Genomic DNA, 18,457 nt, shown 5'->3' with positions numbered 1-18,457 from the left:
CCGGTCAGGAGCCGCCGCACGGTCCGCCCGGGCACCCCGGCGAGCCCGGGCCCGGCGCACCCGGTGCCTCCGGCCCGTCCGCCCCCGGCGCGTACGGCGCTCCGGGCGCCCCCGGCGGCGACCCCACCACCCAGCTGCCGTCGTACGGCGGCGGCGGTGGCTGGGGCGGCCAGCAGCCCCCGTACGGCGGCGGCGGTGGCGGCGGCAACGGCTGGGGCGCCCCGGACGCGCAGCCGCCCCGGCGGCGCAACGGCGGTCTGGTCGCCGCGGTCCTGGTGGCCGCGCTGGTCGCGGGCGGTGTCGGCGGCGGCATCGGCTTCTGGGCCGCGGGCCGCGACGACCACGCCTCGACGACGGTCACCGGCTCCGGCGACTCCGGCGCACTCAACCGCAAGCCCACCTCCGTCGCCGGGATAGCGGCGAAGGCGCTGCCCAGCGTCGTCACCATCGAGGCACAGGGCGCGACGGGCGAGGGCGGCACCGGCACCGGCTTCGTCTACGACAAGCAGGGCCACATCCTCACCAACAACCACGTCGTCGCCAGCGCCGCCGACGGCGGCAAGCTCACCGCGACGTTCTCCGACGGCAAGAAGTACGCCGCCGAGGTCGTCGGGCGGGCCCAGGGCTACGACGTCGCCGTCGTCAAGCTGAAGAACGCCTCGGGCGCCAAGCTCAACCCGCTGCCGCTCGGCAAGTCCTCCGACGTGCAGGTCGGCGACGCCACCATCGCCATCGGCGCCCCCTTCGGCCTCTCCGGCACCGTCACCACCGGCATCATCAGCGCCAAGGACCGTCCGGTCGCCTCCAGCGACGGCGGCGGCTCCAGCGCCTCGTACATGAGCGCCCTGCAGACCGACGCCTCCATCAACCCCGGCAACTCCGGCGGCCCCCTGATGGACGCCGGTGGCAACGTCATCGGCATCAACTCCGCGATCCAGTCGGCCGGTAACGGCGGCATGGGCGGCGAGGGCGAACAGTCCGGCAGCATCGGCCTGGGCTTCGCCATCCCGATCGACCAGGCCCGCCGCGTCGCCCAGGACCTGATCCGTACCGGCCAGCCGATCTACCCGCAGATCGGCGTCCAGGTCTCGATGAAGGACACCGGCAACGGCGCCACCATCGCCGAGACCGGAAACGGCGGCTCCGACTCCGTCACCCCGAACGGCCCGGCGGCCCGCGCGGGCCTGCACCCCGGCGACACGATCACCAAGCTCGACGACACCGTCATCGACAGCGGCCCCACCCTGATCAGCGAGATCTGGCAGCACAAGCCCGGCGACAAGATCACCCTGACCTTCCAGCGCAACGGCAAGGAGCACACCGCCGAAGTCACCCTGGGCCAGCGCACAGGGGACAAGTGACGCGCTACCCTGACCCCGCGGCACCCGCCCCGGCGCTGCCGCGGGGAGGCTTGCCCGAGCGGCCTAAGGGAACAGTCTTGAAAACTGTCGTGAGGTAACCCCTCACCGTGGGTTCAAATCCCACAGCCTCCGCGGCTCAACAGCGTGAGAAGGCCCCTGACCGGAGTTCTCGGTCAGGGGCCTTCGTCGTTCTGGGGGCCTGGTGGCTGCGCGTCCCTGGTGGTCGCGGGGGCGTCCGGGATCCGATATGATCATGGTGCAACTTCGCCTCCGGGAACGGCGGGTGGGGCGTGCGTCTGTGGTCCAAGGAAAGACGCCCACCAACCGGTGGGAAATGTAGGTGCAAGGCCTGCCGGGCGCTCTGAAGAAGGTCCCTTCCTCGTGATGAGGAGGGGACCTTTTGTTATGCGGGTCGGGTTTCCGGCGTCGAGGACGGTCGCGGACTTGGGCCATGGATTCCATTTCTCGGCGGCGCGGACGGCTTGGATTTCTGGCGGACCCAAGGTCAGACGCGTATATGAGGCCTTCCTCTGAGAAGCGCCCCCCACCGTGATTCACATCGCACCGCCTTACGGTTCAGCGAATACGGCAGATGGGAAAGGCTCCGGGGTGCCCCAGGCCAGTTCTCTTCTGCAATTCTTTTCCACTCCGCTTCATGGATCGTGCCAGGGGTCGGTCTGCGTGGACGAGTATCTGGTTCCCGCCCCTGAACGACATGAGCTCAACTCGCTTAACAAGGTCGGAACGTCGATTGCGTGTCGAGGGAGATTTCACATCGGGTTTCACGGCGACCTGACTGCCGATCGCCGAACTCTGACAGACTGGTTGGCCGTCGGCTGTTGCCCACCCCTACTACCGAGGGCATGAGTCGGCCATCTGTACACGTAAGGCTGAGAAGTTCGCAAAAATAGACAAGTCGAGGCAGGGGGAGTATTTAACATGGCCGATATAAAGTTCTGCTTTTCGCAGGATGAGTCTGCGCAGCAGTTCGTGGCCTTGCGAGACTGTGAGGCGTGGGGGGCCCTTCAAACGGGGATGGGGAGATTCGCTGCTGAATCTCCGCTGGCCCGGGTTCACCGATATGGCGGGGGGAGCGATGACGAGCCGGCTTTTGCTCTCACGACGGCAGATCCTCACCAGACTCTGTGCACCGTTATCCCTCAAGTCGATTCCGCTCCATCTGAGACGGTGTACGCAGTGCATGACGGATCTGGGCGGTTCGTCGGGCGGATCACCCACGGACGATCTCCGCTGGGAATTCGCCAGGAGTGGCGTGTGGAGGGCGGGGATGAACAGTGCAGCGCGGTTGCCCGTAAGGGGAATATCCGAGGCTGGCTCGCATATTGGGTGGCCTCACCTTTCTGGGGGATACTGGCATTGATCTTCCTTCTCAACGGCGACTTGCATCCGAGTGGTTCCCTGTGGAGTAAGCCTCACCGAGCCCGATGGCGCGTGAGGAGCGGCAGCGGAAAAGGGAAAGTTGTCATCGATTTCCAGAACGGTCGGTACCGTGCGGATGCCGAGTTGCTGGATGTGAACCTTGTATATGCGCAGGCGGTGCTGTACGGCGCGTAGAAGAGTGGCGTCGGAACCAGCAGTCGGGAATTCCGCGTAGGTATCTGGGTGGAAAATCGCTATATCTAAACATTTTGGCGATATCTTCATTATTTCGCACTCGGTCTCTCGGCGCAGTTGGAGCCGATGGTGGAGGCCAATGTGATATACGCTGGCCTCTGTCCGCTTGAATTCGAGGGGAATCCGGGCCTTTCGGCCATTGTGGTCAGCCAGGTGGAGCACGATGCCGAGAACGAAGCTGCGGTTCTGCAGACGACACGTGAGACTCTCGAACGGAAGTATCCGGACGACGAATGGGACTCCGTTGAGTTGAACTGCGGAACCGCTCTCCTTCGGTCCGGGATTTCCTCATTCGTTATCAGTGCGGAATGGTCGGCATCCGGTCGTGAAATTCCGGTCACCCAGTCGCAGATGCAGGCTTATATTCCGCTGCCTGACACCAGCGAGATGCTGATCTTTGAGATCACCTCGCAAGCGGGTGAACACTGGGGTCTTCACGTCGAGCTCTTTCGTGAAATCCTGAATACGGTCGATTGGGGAACGGATCAGGAAGTTGCGGACTACCGTGCCATGCGGAGTTCGCCGCTATCGGCTTCCGTTGAACCGGATGAGTCTGTTCAGAAGGCTCTCTATTGGCACTCCAGCAGACTGCTTGATGCCGCGGCCGTGCGAGGGCGGGTGGAGGGCGCGAGCCCGGTGGCCACAACTACCTGCGCGGACTGTTGGGCCAAAGGCCTGCGTACTCCGTGTTCCGCCAAGCATCCCTGGAGTATTGATCTCGTACCTGTCGATGAGCTTTCTGGTGCACTTTCACGGGTAGCCGAGAAGTTCTCCGTCAACGGCTGGAAGTCGGAGGCAGGAGAGGCTGAGGGAGTCTTGTGTGCGTGGGAAGTTGATGCTTCTGGAGAACGTGTGGGGCACTCTTTGAGCCTTTCCGTCGATATAGGCGCTGGCCGGATTGAGGCTGAGGTTGCTTCTCCCTGTAACCGTTCTGTTCATTCCAGCCCAACGGACTCTGCTTTCGGGTGAATTGACTAGTGTTCAGATCTGCTTCGTCTGTGGCGCAGCACCCCTCTGACGGATTCAGCCCTTGGACGCGGTCGATCCCGGGCGGGCCATGAAGCCCCGTTCGGCGAGGGGTGGGAGGCCGTGGCGGTCGCGGGTGTCCTCGTCGAAGTCGTCGAGGACACCGTGCAGGACGTCTGCGAGGCGGGGCAGGGAGTCGACGGCGAACAGCACCTGTTGGTAGCCGGCCACCTGGTACGGGAGGCGGATGAGGTCGGGGAGGTGGAAGGGGCGGATGGTGGTGCGGGGGAAGTGGGCCAGTTCGCCGGAGGAGGAGAGGAGGGCGGCGCCGTAGGCCCTGGGGTGGCCGTTCTCGTAGGCGAGGCCGTATTCGAGGGTGAACCAGTAGATGCGGCTGATCAGGTCGAGGGCGTCGGCGGACTGCACGCGGGCGGCGGCGCGGCCGACGGTGCGGTAGAGGTCGGCGAACCAGGGGTCGGAGAGGTGGATGCCGTGGCCGAAGACGTCGTGGAGGATGTCGGGTTCCGGGGTGTAGAGCGGCATCGCGGGGTGGCGGACGTACTGGACGGCGTGGAAGTAGCCGTCCGCCATGGCGCCCAGGAAGCGCTTGTTCGGGACGATGCCGCCGGCCAGCGTGAAGCGGAATCCCGTCAGCGGTTCGAGGCGGTCGGAGACCTCTTCGTGCTGCGGGATGTGGTCGGCGGGGATCGGGGCCGTCCCGCGTGCCCGTAGTACCGCCTGGCACACGCGTCCCTGCTGTGCCTCGGTGAGGGCGGCGTGCACGGTGCGCCAGGTGGCGTGTTCGGCGTCGTCGTACGTGACCGGGGGCGACGGGGCGCCGACGCGGTGGTCCTTGGCCGTGGCCACGATCGCGTTCCGGCGGCTGACGTAGGTGTGATCGGCGAAGGCGGGGTGGTCCTCGGCGCGTCCGAGGCGGGCACCGTGCGGATCCAGCGGGGTCTGGTTCAGCCAATCGATCACAGAGGCATCCTGCCCGGCGGGTGGGGCGAGGGGAGGGATTCGGGGACGTGTGGTGTCGTGCCAGGTCAGCGGCCCGTGCCCTTGTGCCCCGGTCGATTGTCAGTGCTCCGTGTCACGCTGGGGGCATGACGGTGGAGGAGCTCGTGCGGTTGCGGCGGGTGCGGGATCTGGTGGATCGGGAGTATGCCGAGCCGCTGGATGTTCCGGCCCTGGCGCGGGTTGCGCTGATGTCGGCGGGGCACTTCTCGCGGAGCTTTCGGGCGGCCTTCGGGGAGACGCCGTACGGGTATGTCATGACGCGGCGGATCGAGCGGGCGAAGGCGTTGTTGCGGCGGGGGGATCTGTCGGTGACGGAGGTCTGTTTCGCGGTCGGGTGTACGTCGCTCGGCTCGTTCAGCTCGCGCTTCACGGAGCTGGTGGGGGAGAGCCCGAGCGCCTACCGGGCCCGTGACCATGAGGCGGCGGCTGTGGTGCCGCCGTGCATCGCGAAGATCTTCACGCGGCCGGTGCGGAGGCGGGAGACAGCGGGGGAGAGGGCTGTCGGGGCCCGTGCGGAAGCAGTCGCCGGTGCGGGAGCCGTCACCTCTCGACCTGCGCCGCGGGCCGCCTCCCCGCGACCCGTACCGCGGGTCGCTTCCGCCGCCCGCCCCACCGCCAGGCCCGGTTCCGTGGCCGGTGCGACAGCCGCTGGTACCAGGCTCGGTGCGGGTGCGGGTGCGGGTGCGGGTGCGGGTGCCGGTGCCGGAGCCGGAGCCGGAGCGGTTGTCTCCGTGCCGTCCGTGGCCGGTACGGGCGCCGCCGGTGTCAGGTCCGGCGCAGGCACAGCCATAGCTCGGGCGGAAGCCATAGCCGGGGCGGAAGCCATAGCCCAAGCGGAAGGCATAACCCAAGCGGAAGCCATAGCCCAGGCGGGAGTGGCTGCCCGTGCCCTTCCGCCAGGTCCGTAACCCGGTAGCCCCCGCGGACGCGGGCCCGCGTGTCCGGACCCGTCAGGATTGGAGAAGCGGATCCGGGCGGTGGACCGTAGCGTCGGGCGCATGGACATCACGCTTTCGCAGTGCTTCATCGCGGTTGACGATCACGACCGGGCGCTCGCCTTCTACCGGGACGTTCTGGGCCTTGAGGTGCGGAACGACGTCGGGTTCGAGGGGATGCGGTGGGTGACGGTCGGGTCGCCGTCGCAGCCGGGGGTGAACATCGTCCTCGAACCGCCGCTCGCCGATCCGAACGCGTCGCCCGCCGACCGGCAGGCCATGGCGGAGCTGCTGGCCAAGGGTCTGCTGCGCGGTGTCATCTTCGCGACCGACGACTGCGACGCGACCTTCGAGCGGATCCGGGCAGCGGGCGGTGAGGTGCTCCAGGAGCCGGTCGATCAGCCGTACGGCGTCCGGGACTGCGCCTTCCGGGACCCGGCCGGGAACATGCTGCGCTTCACCCAGGCGCGGTCGTAAGGAGGAGAGGAAGAGGAAGAAGAAGAGGGAGAGAGCCCTGGGGGCTGGGGTGGCGGTGGAGCGTGGTGGGGATGCAGGAGAGAGGGATATGAGCAGGGGTACGAGTACGCGGGCGGGTGCGGGCGGCGGGGTGGCCGGGCAGGTGGCGGGCGGTCGGCACCTCGCGGACAGTCACGAGATGATCCGGGTGCACGGTGCGCGGGTGAACAATCTGCGGGGCGTCGACATCGAGATCCCCAAGCGGCGGCTCACGGTGTTCACCGGGGTGTCCGGGTCGGGGAAGAGTTCGCTGGTGTTCGACACCATCGCGGCGGAGTCGCAGCGGCTGATCAACGAGACGTACAGCGCGTTCCTCCAGGGGTTCATGCCGAGTCCGGCGCGGCCCGAGGTCGATGTGCTGGACGGGCTGACCACCGTGATCAGCGTCGACCAGCAGCGGATGGGCGCCGATCCGCGGTCCACGGTCGGCACCGTCACCGACGCCAACGCGATGCTGCGGATCCTCTTCAGCCGGTTGGCGAAGCCGTACGTCGGTCCGCCCGGGGCGTTCGCGTTCAATGTGCCGTCGGTGTCGGCGGCGGGCGCGATCACGGTAGGGAACGGCAAGAAGGAGAAGGTCACCTTCAACAAGGTGGGCGGGATGTGCCCGGGGTGCGAGGGGCGCGGCACGGTCTCCGCCCTCGACCCGGCGCAGCTCTACGACGCCACCAAGTCGATCCACGAGGGCGCGTTCACCATCCCCGGCTACACCGGCGGCGGCTGGAACTCCCGCCTCTACGCGGAGTCCGGGTTCTTCGACCCGGACAAGCCGATCAAGAAGTTCACCGAGAAGGAACTGCACGATCTGCTGCACCACGAGCCGGTGCGGATGAAGATCGCCGGGATCAACATGACCTACGAGGGGCTGATCCCGCGCATCCGGAAGTCGATGCTCGCCAAGGACAAGGAGGCGATGCAGCCTCACGTCCGGACGTTCGTGGAGCGCGCGGTCACCTTCACGCCCTGCCCCGAGTGCGACGGGACGCGGCTCGCCGCGCACGCCCGGTCCGCCGTGATCGGGAAGCTCTCGATCGCGGACGCCTGCCGGATGGAGATCCGGGACCTCGCGGAGTGGCTCCGCACCCTGCGGGAACCCTCCGTGCGGCCGCTGCTCACCGCGCTCGGGCAGAGCCTCGACTCCTTCGTCGAGATCGGGCTCGGCTATCTCTCCCTGGACCGGCCCGCGGGCACGCTGTCGGGCGGGGAGGCGCAGCGCGTCAAGATGGTCCGCCATCTGGGGTCGTCGCTCACCGATGTCACCTATGTCTTCGACGAGCCGACCGCGGGGCTGCACCCGCACGACATCCGGCGGATGAACGAACTGCTGCTGCGGCTGCGCGACAAGGGCAACACCGTGCTGGTCGTCGAGCACAAACCGGAGGTCATCGAGATCGCCGACCACGTCGTCGACCTGGGGCCCGGCGCCGGTACGGGCGGCGGCACGGTCTGCTTCGAGGGGGACGTCGCCGGGCTGCGCGGCAGCGACACCGTGACCGGGCGCCACCTCGACGACCGCGCCCGGCTCAAGGCGGCGGTGCGGCAGCCGGACGGTGCGCTGGAGATCCGCGGGGCGCACGCCAACAACCTGCGGGACGTGGACGTCGATCTGCCGCTCGGGGTGCTCACGGTGATCACCGGCGTCGCGGGCTCCGGCAAGAGTTCGCTGGTGCACGGCTCGCTCCCGGAGGAGTGGGGCGTCGTCTCCGTCGACCAGAGTCCGATCCGCGGGTCGCGGCGGAGCAACCCGGCGACGTACACCGGGCTGCTCGATCCGATCCGTAAGGCGTTCGCCAAGGCCAACGGGGTCAAACCGGCGCTCTTCAGCGCCAACTCCGAGGGTGCCTGCCCGACGTGCAACGGCGCCGGGGTGATCTACACCGATCTGGCGATGATGGCCGGGGTGGCCAGCACCTGCGAGGACTGTGAGGGGCGGCGCTTCGACGCCGCGGTCCTGGAGTACCGGCTCGGCGGGCGGGACATCGCCGAGGTGCTGGCGATGCCGGTCACCGAGGCGCTGGAGTTCTTCGCCTCCGGTGAGGCGCGGACTCCCGCCGCGCAGAAGATACTTGAGCGGCTTGCCGATGTCGGGCTCGGCTATCTCACCCTCGGGCAGCCGCTCACCACGCTCTCCGGCGGTGAGCGGCAGCGCCTGAAGCTGGCCACCCATATGGCGGACAAGGGCGGCGTCTACGTCCTGGACGAGCCGACGACCGGTCTGCATCTGGCGGATGTCGAGCAACTCCTCGGGCTGCTCGACCGGTTGGTCGACTCCGGTAAGTCGGTGATCGTCATCGAGCACCACCAGGCGGTCATGGCGCATGCGGACTGGATCGTCGATCTGGGTCCGGGCGCCGGTCATGACGGTGGCCGGGTCGTCTTCGAGGGGACGCCCGCCGCGCTGGTCGCCGCGCGTTCGACCGTGACCGGCGAGCATCTGGCGGAGTACGTGGGGGAGTGACGGGCCGGAGCCCCGGAGGCGGCGGCGCAGCGGGGGCGGTGGTGTCGGCCGGCCCCGCTGCCCGCCCGTAACGTCGCAGTTCAGACAGGGTGTGGCCGTTCGCTCTGCCCGTGGCGAATCTGCGGCGGGCAGAGAAGCGGTAGCCGGTGGGCGTCCGGGGCGAAGAGTGAGTTCGACGGCATTCCTGCCCCGACGAACGAGGAGACCGGATGACTCCACTCACCACCCGCCCGCCCCGCGCGGCGGACGGCGACACCCCGCCCACCCGCTTCGACGACCATCTCGCGGCCCAACTGCTCGCCCAGCGCATCGTCCTCCTCGGCACCGAGGTCGACGACGCGTCCGCCAACCGGGTCTGCGCCCAGCTCCTGCTGCTGTCGGCGGACGACCCGCGCACCGACATCTGCCTGTACGTCAACAGCCCCGGCGGCTCGGTCTCCGCGGGTCTGGCGATCTTCGACACCATGCGGCTGATCCCGAACGACGTCGCGACGCTGGCGATGGGGTTCGCGGCCAGCATGGGTCAGTTCCTGGTCACCGTGGGGGCGCCCGGCAAACGGTTCGCGCTGCCGCATGCGCGGATCATGATGCACCAGCCGTCGGCGGGGATCGGCGGCACCGTCGCGGACATCGAGATCCAGGCGGAGAACCACCAGTTCACCAAGGAGACGATCGCGCGGATCACCGCCGAGCACACCGGGCGGAGCGAGGAGACGATCATGCGGGACGGCGACCGCGACCGCTGGTTCACGGCCGAACAGGCCCGGGAGTACGGGATGGTGGACCGGGTGGTGGAGTCGCTCGCCGACATTCGCCCGACCACCGCGCACCGACGGATGGGGCTGTGACATGGGCACGTACACGGTTCCCTATGTCACCGAGCGGACGCCGCACGGCGAGCGCTCCTCCGACGTCTTCAGCCGGTTGCTGAACGAGCGGATCATCTTCGTCGGCACCGAGATCGACGACGGGGTCGCCAATGTGGTCATCGCGCAGCTCCTCCATCTGGAGTCGGCGAGCCCGGAGAGCGAGATCTCGCTCTACCTCAACTCCCCGGGCGGCTCGTTCACCTCGCTGATGGCGATCTACGACACGATGACGTACGTACGGGCGCCGATCTCGACCTGCTGTGTCGGGCAGGCGGCATCGTCGGCGGCGGTGCTGCTGGCCGGTGGCGATCCCGGGCGGCGGTTCGTGCTGGAGCATGCGCGGGTGCTGCTCGGCCAACCCGCCAGCGGCGGACAGCAGGGCACCGTCTCCGACCTGGGCCTCGCGGCCAAGGAGTTGGCCCGGATCCGCGCGCAGGCGGAGGAGGTGCTGTCCCGGCACACCCACCACGACGTGGCGACGCTCCGCGCGGACATGGACCGGGACAAGGTACTCACCGCCGAGGAAGCCGTGGCCTACGGGCTCGCCGACGAGGTGCTGAGCAGGCGGCTACTGCCTGCCTGACCTGCCTGACCTGCGGGTTCGTCGGGCGGCCGGTGCGGTGGTTCCCCGCCGCACCGGCCGTCGGCGCGTCAGGCGGCGAGGTCGAGGGCGTCGTACCGGGCCGTGGGCGAGGTACGGCCGCGCGCCGTCCGTCCGCGCGCCGTCCGTCCGCGGTCCGTCCGGCTGCGGAGGTGCCGGGTCAGCTCGTCCCGGGTGAGCGCGAGCAGATCGGCGAGGTCGAGTCCGAGGGCCCGGGCGGCGGCCGCGAGCACCTCGGAGGAGGCTTCCTTACGGCCGCGCTCCAGCTCCGAGAGGTACGGCAGGGAGATCCGCGCCGCCTCCGCGACCTCCTTCAACGTGCGCTGCTGGGCGCGGCGTTCGCGGCGCAGCGCATGGCCGACGAGGTCGCGCCAGAGCGGCTCGCGCGGCGCGGGCGCCGACGGCTCCCCGGCCGGTCGCTGCGGTGGATGTGCCGCCCCGCCGGAGCCGGGCTGCGAGGGGCGGGAGGGCTGCGGGCGCAGCGGGATGACGTGGGCTTCGTTCCGCGCATGAGTGCTCACCCCCTCAGCGTAGGGATCCGGGGCGCCGGGGGAAGGGTGCGGCGTTCCGCCCTGGGTGAAGCGGGCGGGGAGCGGGGCAGCGGGCTCGGCGGGGGGTCGAGGGGCCGATTCCGGCCCCCGGGTGTGCCCGCTCCACCCGGGGTATTCACGCCACCGCCTCTGACCTGGCTATTCCCGATCAGGGGTGCTTTTCTGCCCGGATTTTGACGGTGCATCGGCCATTTCTGTCGTGTTCCGGCCGCTTTTCGCAGGGTTCCGTGGGGCGCTCCGGGGCCTTTTGTCATCGGGGTTTTAACGCTGCATTACACGACCGCGACGTCGGTTGACCGGATTTGCCGGACCGTGTGCGATGACCGAGGAGCGATTTTCGGGCGGCGGTGCCGCGCCCGCCCTTTCCCGCGACCCGGAAGGACACGATGACCGTCATAAGACGCACCCGCGCACGCGAACTCGTGCACGAGGACATTCTGGCGCTCGCCGAGGGAGAAGCCCTCGCCGTGCACATACCGCACTTCATCCCGGACGAGGTGGTGAAAGCCGTCCGCGAGGAGGTGCTGCACCATCCGGACCGAGGAGGGCTGAGTCAGGACACCGCCTTCCAGCGCATCGGATTCGCCTACTCCGAGATCAGCGACGAGGAATCCCGGGACCGCTATCACCGCGAGGCACGGGACAACATCCAGCGGATGCGCGACCTCTTCGCCCCGTACGCCTTACCGAGCGACACCTTCCGCGCACTCGTCGAGGAGACCTGGGACGCCGGGGCGCAGTTGCTGACGGTGGCGGGTCGTAAGGCATTCATCGGGATCTGCCGCTTCCAGGGGAAAGGCGTGGACCTCAATCCGCACACCGACGCCCTGGAACGCAATCTCCCCGAAAGCGCCGCCCACGACCTCGTCGCCCAACTCTCCGCCAATATCTATCTGAACATTCCGGAGACCGGCGGCGAGCTCGAACTCTGGGCCACCGAGCCCGGCGAGGACGCCTACAACGCGCTGAAGGGCGACCGCGTCTGGGGGCTGGAACGCACACAGCTCGGCCCTCCGCAGCAGGTCATCCGGCCCGAGCCGGGCGATCTGCTGCTGCTCAACCCGCGCCGGATCCACGCGGTGCGGCCCTCCGGCGACGAGCCCCGCGTCACCCTCGGCCATTTCCTCGGCTATCACGGCGCCGACCGACCGCTCACCCTGTGGAGCTGAGCCGACCATGACCACCACCTATGTCGTCGACGGTCGGACGAAGGCGAATTTCGGGGAGGCGGCGAAGAGACTCACCCTCGCCGGAACCCGCGCCGTTCTCCTGGTCAGTGTCGGTCAGCGCTATCACGAGGGCGACAAACTCCGCGCCACCGTGGAACTCGTCAACCGCAGCGCCTTCGGTGAACTGACCATCGCCGTCGCCGACACCCTCCAGCGCTCCAATTTCCACGGAGTTCCCCCGGAGGAGGCGTATATCCGCGCGCTCCGCGCCGGGGACGACTGGCTGGCGCGCAACGAGAACATACTCGGCCAACTCACCGTCCCCACCGAGGTGCTGCGCTGGGACGAGGCGCTGAAGGACCCGGATTACCCGGGATTCCGGCGCCGTATAGAAGAGGCGTACGCCGAGGAGCCGGAATACGGGCAGGCGGTGGACGCGACGATCGGGAAATTCATCGAGCGGTTCACCGCCCGTGACCCGGACGTCGACACCGCGGAGGCATTCCGCGGCTGCCTCGCCTATCTCGTGGAGGAGTGCCCGATCATCATGCCGATGTGGGCGCACCAGGGATACGACTACGTCATCTATCCGCAGCCCATGACCGCCGCCATGGCCGCCACCCAGGCCCGTTTCGTCACCGGGGAATTCCCCGGAAAGGGCGGCTGGCTGTCGCTCCGGTACAAGAAGCGGTCGGCGACCATCCCCCAGCAGGTCCGGCGGACCGTTCCGCCCACACCTCCCTCAGGCCCGGAGGAATTGGCACCGTGACGTCATCGACCACCGCCGACCCGACCGCCGCGCCGTCCGCACCGGACCGCCGCTGGTGGGCGTTTGCGGGCGTGAGCATGATCAGCTTCCTCGGCTGTATCGACCTCACCATCGTCAACACGGCCGCCCCGCAGATCCAGGCCGATCTCGGGGCATCCGTCACCGACCTCCAGCTGATCGTCAACATGTTCCTCGTCGCGCTGTCGATGTTCATGGTGACGATGGGCCGCCTCGCCGACTCCTACGGGCGCCGCCGCGTCCTCTACCTCGGCACCGTCGTCTTCGGACTCGCCTCCCTGGGCGCCGGGTTCGCGGCGACCACCGGCTGGCTGATCGCCTTCCGCTTCCTCCAGGGCGCCGCCGGGGCGATCCTCTACACCTCCACCGGCGCGATCGTGCAGCACGCCTTCCCGCCGGAGCGGCGTGGCCGGGCGATCGGCGCGCTCTACGGCGTCAACGGCGTGGGGCTGGCGATCGGCCCGCTGCTCGGCGGCGTGGTGGTCTCCGCCGCGGGCTGGCAGTGGGTGTTCTGGCTCAACGTCCCGCTGGTCGTCCTGGCGCTGGCGCTCTGCTCGTTCAGTGTCCGCGAGTCCCGCAACGAGGAGTCGGCCACCGGCGTGGACCGGCCCGGGCTGGTCCTGATCAGCCTCGGCATCCCCGCCGTGGTGCTGGCGTTCACCCTCGGCGGGACATGGGGCTGGTCGAGCGGGCGGACGCTGGGTCTGCTGGCCTTCGCCGTCGTCGCGCTCGTGGCGTTCTACCTGGTCGAGCGGCGGGCGGCGGACCCGATCGTCAGCTTCGGGCTCTTCCGCCGCCGCGCGTTCCTTGCCGCGATCGTCGCGGACTCCGCGCTGGCCTGTTTCTATGCGACGGTGCTCTTCCTGCTGCCGCTCTATCTCGCCGAGGTCCGCGGGTTCGGCGGGTACGCGACCGGCGCGATGCTGCTGCCGTGTACGGCGGTGATGGCGGCGCTGTCGCCGTTCGTGGGGCGGCTCACCGACCGCTTCGGACCGCGTCCGCTGCTGCTGACCGGCTTCGCGCTCTTCACCGTCGCGGCGCTGCTCTTCACCCGGCTCACCGCCGACGCCCCGCTCGCCGTGATCGTGGCGGCGCTGGTGGCGATGGGGCTGGCCTGGGGTTGTGTGCTGGGTCCGGCCACCGTCTCGGCGCTGTCGTCGGTGCCGGAGCGGCAGGCGGGGCTGGCGATGGGCTCGTCCTGGACGTTCCACAACCTGGGCGGCGCGATCGGTCTCGCCGTCGGCATCGTCCTCTACCGGGCGCGGGCGGACGCGTACCTCACGTCGGCGCTCGCGGGGCGGGGCGGCGCCTGGACGCGGGAGGTGGCCGCCGATCCGGAGCGGGCCACCGCGCTGCTGACGGCGCACACCTCGCTCGGGCCCGCGGAGGTCACCGACCTGTTCCGGCGGATGTTCGCGCACGGTACCCAGGCGGCGATGTGGCTGGTGGCGGGCGTCTCCGTGGTGGCGCTGCTGGTTCTCGGGTGGCTCTCGCTCGCCGAGCGGCGGCGGGGCGGCGCGGAGGCGGCGGACGGCGCGGCGGTCTGAGGACGGCGCCCGGCGTGGAGATGCCGCTGCCTGACGGATTCCCGGAGGGCAGCGGCATCGGTCGTCGGCGCACGATCGGACCGTGAAGTACGCGATCAGACCGTGAAGTAGTTGTTCCAGGCGTCGACGAGAGCCTGGCGGACGGACGCCGGCATGTTCGGGGTGTTGAAGGTGCCGGTGACGCCGTAGTAGTAATACTGATTGTCGTTGGTCGCCATATGATCCTGGCCGGGCACGTCGACGTGGCGGCTGAAATGGATATTGGCGAATTGCACGAAGACGGTGCACACGTAGTACACCCAGTTCCCCGTGTTGTTCTCCTTGGAGTTACTGATCGTCCAGTCGGACATGGACACGGTGGTACGCCCTTTCCGGCGGGGTGCGCGGTGCGGTCGAGGCGCCGGATCGGTCGGCGGATCGGCCGTCCGCGCCGACGCCCCGTGGGTCACTTCGCGGCAAGGGAGATGTCGCCGGTCATGCTGACGGTCATGCCGTAGTCCTGCGGGCTGCTGTGGACCTCGGCGAGGACGAACTCCCCGCTACCGTCGTTCCACTGGCCTTTGACCTTCCAGTCCTCGTCCCACAGGATGCAGTTGCCCCGACCGGTCTGGACGTTGAGCGGATTGCCCTTGTGCTGGGAGATCCAGGCGTACACGCCGCCGTCGTACGTCCGCGGCGGCACCGACTTGCTGTCCCCGGGATGCTCACTGTTGAGGAAGGAGACCTGGGCGTTCGACTGGTTGTCGCAGCCCCTGATACCGGTGGTCATGAAAACCCCCTGACGTGGTTCGTGGCGACCAGGAAACTACCGGCGACCGGGGTGCGGAACGGGCCGGGAAATCTTTGGCCGAGAGTTCCGGGATGGCGGTCCGGCGGCTCTTGCGGAAATTCCCGGATCGCTGCGGCGGGGGACCACGAAGGCCGCTTTTCGTGGAATACCGGCGGCGGTATTCGTCCGGGTGTCCAGCGGCACCGGAATTCTTCGTACGCGTTCGGGGAGAACCCGCCGGACGGCGCCGCCGCGGAAAGTCGTGACGGGTGGGGGTTTACCCCGGACGGGCCGGTTCCGGTGCTGCTCGGGGCGGTACGGTGGAACGGCGGAATCGGTTCTGCGAAAAGTACCGGCGGACGGTGCCGTCCGGGGGCCGAAATCGTCGGAAGGCCGAAAATTAACGGTGGGAGAGCGGTTGCGGTGAGCGGTGAAAAGGGCGGCGGACGGCGTTTCGGCCCGGTGACGGTACGGCGGGCCACCCCCCGCGACGCCCGCCGTCTGACCCGTCTGGTCCGTACGTCGCGCGCGTACGAGGGTCCGTACGCGTCGATGGTCGAGGGGTACCGCGTCGGGCCCGACTACATCGAGACGCACCGGGTCTTCGTCGCGGAGGCGGCGGAGGCGGGGCGGGCGGCGGACGGGTCCGGGGTCCGGGTGCTCGGTTTCTACGCGCTGGTGCTCGATCCGCCGGAGCTGGACCTGCTGTTCGTCGCGGACGAGGCGCAGGGGCTGGGCATCGGGCGGCTGCTCATGGCGCATCTGCGGGAGGAGGCCGGCCGGACCGGACTCGACCGGGTGCGGGTGGTCTCCCATCCGCCCGCCGAGGGGTTCTACCGCAGCGTCGGCGCCCGGCCGGTCGGCGTGGTCCGGGCGCGGCCACCGGCCGTGCGGTGGGACCGTCCGGAGCTGGTGATCGAGGTCGGGGAGGCGCCGGACGGGGCGTGAGGCGGGGCCGGGCGGCGGGCCGTCCGGCTCTTGACACCTCCAGGGTTTCTGACGGACAGTCAGAAACCCTGAGGTGCGGGCGCCCCTGCCCCGCGCCGTCCGCGCCCCGAAGGGGAGGCCGTCGACGTGCACCTCGCGCCCACCGCACGCCAGCAGCAGCTGCGTAGCGAACTCCGCGCCTACTTCCGGCAGTTGATGCCGGACGGGCCACCCGAAGGGGCCGCCGCGCAGCGGGCCGTGCTGCGGCGGATCGGCGCGGACGGCATGCTGGGCCTCGGCTGGCCCCGGGAGTTCGGCGGCCAGGGACGCGGCCCCGACGAGCAGTTCGTCTTCTTCGACGAGGCGTACCGGGCGGGCGCCCCCGTCTCGATGGTCACGCTCAACACCGTCGGCCCGACCCTGATGGCGTACGGCACCGAGCGGCAGCGGGCGTACTTCCTGCCGCGCATCCTCAGCGGCGAGACCGTCTTCGCGATCGGCTACACCGAACCGGAGGCGGGCACCGACCTGGCGTCGCTGCGCACCCGCGCGGTCCGCGACGGCGGCGACTGGCGGATCGACGGCTCCAAGATCTTCACCAGCAACGCCCACCGGGCGGACTGGATCTGGCTCGCCTGCCGCACCGACCCGGACGCCCCCAAACACCGCGGCATCTCCCTGCTCCTCGTCCCGACGGATGCCCCCGGCTTCTCCTGGACGCCGATCGAGACGGTCGGCGGACTGACGACCACCGCGACGTACTACGACGGCGTACGGGTCCCGGCGGACAACCTCGTCGGGGAGGAGCACACCGGCTGGCGGCTGATCACCCACCAGCTCAACCATGAACGCGTCGCGCTCGCCGCCATCGGGATGCAGGCGGAGGACGTCTACGCGGCGGCGCTCGCCCACGCCCGCACGCCCGACCCGGCGACCGGGCGGCGGCCCGCGGACCGCCCGTGGGTGCGCTCCCGGCTGGCCGAGGCGTACGCCCGGCTCGCCGCGACCCGGCTGCTGAACTGGCGGCTGGTCGGCGACGTCGGCGCCGGGACGCTCGCGCCGGGCGACGCCGCCGGGGTGAAGTTCGCCGGGACGGAGAGCGCGGTCGAGGTGTACCGGCTGTGCCAGGAGGCGGTGGGCGACGCGGCGCTGATCCGCGCCGGATCGCCCGGCGCCTTCGAGGACGGCGTGCTGGAGCGGATGAACCGGGCGGCGCAGATCAACACGTTCGGCGGCGGGGTGAGCGAGATCCAGCGGGAGTTGGTCGCGACCATGCGGCTGGGGATGCGGAGGGGGCGGCGGTGAGCGGTGGGGACGGGGCGCGGGGCGCGGCGGTGAGCGGCGACGACGCGCTGTACGCGCGGCTCAAGGCGTTCGAGGGGCGGCCCGCGGCGACCGGCGGACGCGGCAAGGACCCGGTGAACGCGGCGATGATCCGCCACTGGTGCGAGGCGATGGGCGACACCCACCCCGCGTACCGGGGACCGGACGCGGTCGCCCCGCCGACGATGCTCCAGGCGTGGACGATGGGCGGACTCTCCGGCCACACGGACCGCTCGCCCGCCTACGACGAACTGTCCGCGCTGCTGGACGGCGCCGGGTGCACCGCCGTGGTGGCCACCGACTGCGAGCAGGAGTATCTGCGCCCGCTGCGCCCCGGCGACGAGATCACCTTCGACGCGGTCATCGAGTCGGTGTCCCCCCGGAAGACGACGAAGCTGGGCAGCGGGTACTTCGTCACGACCCGGATGGACGTCCGGGTCGACGGCGAACTGGCGGGGGCCCACCGGTTCCGGATCCTGAAGTACGTGCCGGGGAAGGGGAGTTCGGGCCCCGGCGGCCCGGCCCCGGAGGCGGACCCCGCACCCCGTAAGGGAACCCCCGAGCCCGTCGCCGCGCCCCGCGACGCCCCCGCCCGCCCCCGGCCCGTGATCAACCGTGACAACGCCGGGTTCTGGGCGGGTGTGGCCGAGCACCGGCTGTTGATCCAGCGGTGTACCGGGTGCGGGCGGCTGCGGATGCCGTGGTTGCCGGGGTGCGCGCGGTGCGGAGCGCCGGAGTGGGACACCGTCGAGGCGGGCGGCGGCGGCACCGTCCACTCGTACGTCGTGATGCACCATCCGCCGTTCCCCGCCTTCGACCCGCCGTACGCGGTCGCGCTGATCGCGCTGGAGGAGGGGGTGCGGCTGGTCGCCGGTGTCACCGGGGTGCCGCCGGACGCGGTGCGCGTCGGGATGCCGGTACGGCTGGAGTTCCAGCAGGTCAGGGACGGGAAGGGGGCGTGGGAGCTGCCGGTGTTCCGCGCGGAGCCGGGGGCGGCGCGGGCGCCCCGGGAGGAGGGCTGAG

Annotated in this window: 16 protein-coding genes, 1 tRNA gene and 1 pseudogene; 14 read left to right on the top strand and 4 right to left on the bottom strand. The window is 69.7% G+C overall.

What is annotated here, in order from left to right; genetic code table 11:
- From IF23_RS0128195 to IF23_RS33185, 3 genes are all read left to right on the top strand, one after another.
- A partial coding sequence (locus tag IF23_RS0128195; protein ID WP_030288624.1) for a S1C family serine protease occupies positions 1–1,361 on the top strand: 1,361 nt, incomplete at its 5' end.
- A gap of 44 nt (positions 1,362–1,405) precedes the next feature.
- A tRNA-Ser gene (locus tag IF23_RS0128190) sits at positions 1,406–1,493 on the top strand.
- Positions 1,494–3,062: 1,569 nt separating this feature from the next.
- Positions 3,063–3,965: a hypothetical protein gene (locus tag IF23_RS33185; protein WP_211266211.1), complete on the top strand. Its 903-nt coding sequence runs from the start codon at positions 3,063–3,065 to the stop codon at positions 3,963–3,965.
- Positions 3,966–4,019: 54 nt separating this feature from the next.
- Here IF23_RS33185 and IF23_RS0128185 read toward each other — a convergent pair whose 3' ends face one another.
- Entirely contained in the window at positions 4,020–4,943 is a 924-nt protein-coding gene (locus IF23_RS0128185; RefSeq protein WP_037680005.1) for a phenylalanine 4-monooxygenase, read from the bottom strand.
- A gap of 125 nt (positions 4,944–5,068) precedes the next feature.
- Here IF23_RS0128185 and IF23_RS33180 point away from each other — a divergent pair.
- From IF23_RS33180 to IF23_RS0128165, 5 genes and pseudogenes are all read left to right on the top strand, one after another.
- A pseudogene (locus tag IF23_RS33180) lies at positions 5,069–5,464 on the top strand (helix-turn-helix domain-containing protein); the annotation flags it as partial.
- Between the two features lie 516 nt (positions 5,465–5,980).
- Positions 5,981–6,394 (top strand): VOC family protein, encoded by a 414-nt coding sequence (locus IF23_RS0128180; RefSeq protein ID WP_030288615.1) that lies wholly within the window; start codon positions 5,981–5,983, stop codon positions 6,392–6,394.
- A gap of 88 nt (positions 6,395–6,482) precedes the next feature.
- The gene (locus IF23_RS0128175; protein ID WP_078654315.1) at positions 6,483–8,891 is read left to right on the top strand and encodes an ATP-binding cassette domain-containing protein; all 2,409 of its coding nucleotides are present in this window, start codon (positions 6,483–6,485) and stop codon (positions 8,889–8,891) included.
- A 209-nt stretch (positions 8,892–9,100) separates the two neighbouring features.
- A complete protein-coding gene (locus IF23_RS0128170; protein ID WP_030288610.1) occupies positions 9,101–9,739 on the top strand; it encodes an ATP-dependent Clp protease proteolytic subunit in 639 nt (212 codons plus the stop codon).
- A 1-nt stretch (position 9,740) separates the two neighbouring features.
- Positions 9,741–10,343, top strand: coding sequence for a ClpP family protease (locus tag IF23_RS0128165; RefSeq protein WP_030288608.1), 603 nt, complete (start codon positions 9,741–9,743; stop codon positions 10,341–10,343).
- A gap of 68 nt (positions 10,344–10,411) precedes the next feature.
- On the opposite strand, the gene IF23_RS0128160 is transcribed toward IF23_RS0128165, so the two are convergent.
- Positions 10,412–10,882, bottom strand: coding sequence for a helix-turn-helix domain-containing protein (locus tag IF23_RS0128160; protein WP_030288606.1), 471 nt, complete (start codon positions 10,880–10,882; stop codon positions 10,412–10,414).
- A gap of 416 nt (positions 10,883–11,298) precedes the next feature.
- On the opposite strand from IF23_RS0128160, the gene IF23_RS0128155 reads away from it, so the two are divergent.
- From IF23_RS0128155 to IF23_RS31665, 3 genes are read left to right on the top strand one after another with little or no spacing between them, the layout of a single operon-like run.
- The gene (locus IF23_RS0128155; protein ID WP_030288604.1) at positions 11,299–12,081 is read left to right on the top strand and encodes a 2OG-Fe(II)-dependent halogenase WelO5 family protein; all 783 of its coding nucleotides are present in this window, start codon (positions 11,299–11,301) and stop codon (positions 12,079–12,081) included.
- Between the two features lie 7 nt (positions 12,082–12,088).
- Positions 12,089–12,850 (top strand): tRNA-dependent cyclodipeptide synthase, encoded by a 762-nt coding sequence (locus IF23_RS0128150; protein ID WP_078654314.1) that lies wholly within the window; start codon positions 12,089–12,091, stop codon positions 12,848–12,850.
- A complete protein-coding gene (locus tag IF23_RS31665) occupies positions 12,847–14,415 on the top strand; it encodes an MFS transporter (protein WP_245655141.1) in 1,569 nt (522 codons plus the stop codon). The genes IF23_RS0128150 and IF23_RS31665 overlap by 4 nt, the downstream gene beginning before the upstream one ends.
- Before the next feature lie 95 nt (positions 14,416–14,510).
- On the opposite strand, the gene IF23_RS0128140 is transcribed toward IF23_RS31665, so the two are convergent.
- Together IF23_RS0128140 and IF23_RS0128135 are read right to left on the bottom strand one after the other, a co-directional pair.
- On the bottom strand, positions 14,511–14,765 hold the full coding sequence (locus tag IF23_RS0128140) for a hypothetical protein (protein WP_030288598.1): 255 nt from the start codon (positions 14,763–14,765) through the stop codon (positions 14,511–14,513).
- Between the two features lie 95 nt (positions 14,766–14,860).
- Entirely contained in the window at positions 14,861–15,184 is a 324-nt protein-coding gene (locus tag IF23_RS0128135; RefSeq protein WP_030288596.1) for a hypothetical protein, read from the bottom strand.
- Between the two features lie 423 nt (positions 15,185–15,607).
- On the opposite strand from IF23_RS0128135, the gene IF23_RS0128130 reads away from it, so the two are divergent.
- From IF23_RS0128130 to IF23_RS0128120, 3 genes are all read left to right on the top strand, one after another.
- Complete coding sequence (locus IF23_RS0128130; RefSeq protein WP_030288594.1) at positions 15,608–16,132, top strand: GNAT family N-acetyltransferase; 525 nt, start codon at positions 15,608–15,610, stop codon at positions 16,130–16,132.
- A gap of 126 nt (positions 16,133–16,258) precedes the next feature.
- Positions 16,259–17,416 (top strand): acyl-CoA dehydrogenase family protein, encoded by a 1,158-nt coding sequence (locus tag IF23_RS35210; RefSeq protein WP_030288592.1) that lies wholly within the window; start codon positions 16,259–16,261, stop codon positions 17,414–17,416.
- Positions 17,413–18,456, top strand: a complete 1,044-nt coding sequence (locus IF23_RS0128120; RefSeq protein WP_342667941.1) for a bifunctional MaoC family dehydratase N-terminal/OB-fold nucleic acid binding domain-containing protein — start codon at positions 17,413–17,415, stop codon at positions 18,454–18,456. The genes IF23_RS35210 and IF23_RS0128120 overlap by 4 nt, the downstream gene beginning before the upstream one ends.
- Position 18,457 lies beyond the last annotated feature (1 nt).

This window comes from Streptomyces catenulae, assembly GCF_000718015.1.
GTDB lineage: Bacteria > Actinomycetota > Actinomycetes > Streptomycetales > Streptomycetaceae > Streptomyces > Streptomyces catenulae.
This window is presented reverse-complemented; position numbering and strand designations above follow the sequence as displayed.

Excerpts from the sequence above, each read along its gene's own strand:
- IF23_RS33185 (WP_211266211.1), top strand. The coding sequence starts at position 3,063 with ATGGTGGAGGCCAATGTGATATACGCTGGCCTCTGTCCGCTTGAATTC.
- IF23_RS0128180 (WP_030288615.1), top strand. The coding sequence starts at position 5,981 with ATGGACATCACGCTTTCGCAGTGCTTCATCGCGGTTGACGATCACGAC.
- IF23_RS0128175 (WP_078654315.1), top strand. The coding sequence starts at position 6,483 with ATGAGCAGGGGTACGAGTACGCGGGCGGGTGCGGGCGGCGGGGTGGCC.
- IF23_RS0128170 (WP_030288610.1), top strand. The coding sequence starts at position 9,101 with ATGACTCCACTCACCACCCGCCCGCCCCGCGCGGCGGACGGCGACACC.
- IF23_RS0128165 (WP_030288608.1), top strand. The coding sequence starts at position 9,741 with ATGGGCACGTACACGGTTCCCTATGTCACCGAGCGGACGCCGCACGGC.
- IF23_RS0128155 (WP_030288604.1), top strand. The coding sequence starts at position 11,299 with ATGACCGTCATAAGACGCACCCGCGCACGCGAACTCGTGCACGAGGAC.
- IF23_RS0128150 (WP_078654314.1), top strand. The coding sequence starts at position 12,089 with ATGACCACCACCTATGTCGTCGACGGTCGGACGAAGGCGAATTTCGGG.
- IF23_RS0128140 (WP_030288598.1), bottom strand. The coding sequence starts at position 14,765 with ATGTCCGACTGGACGATCAGTAACTCCAAGGAGAACAACACGGGGAAC.
- IF23_RS0128135 (WP_030288596.1), bottom strand. The coding sequence starts at position 15,184 with ATGACCACCGGTATCAGGGGCTGCGACAACCAGTCGAACGCCCAGGTC.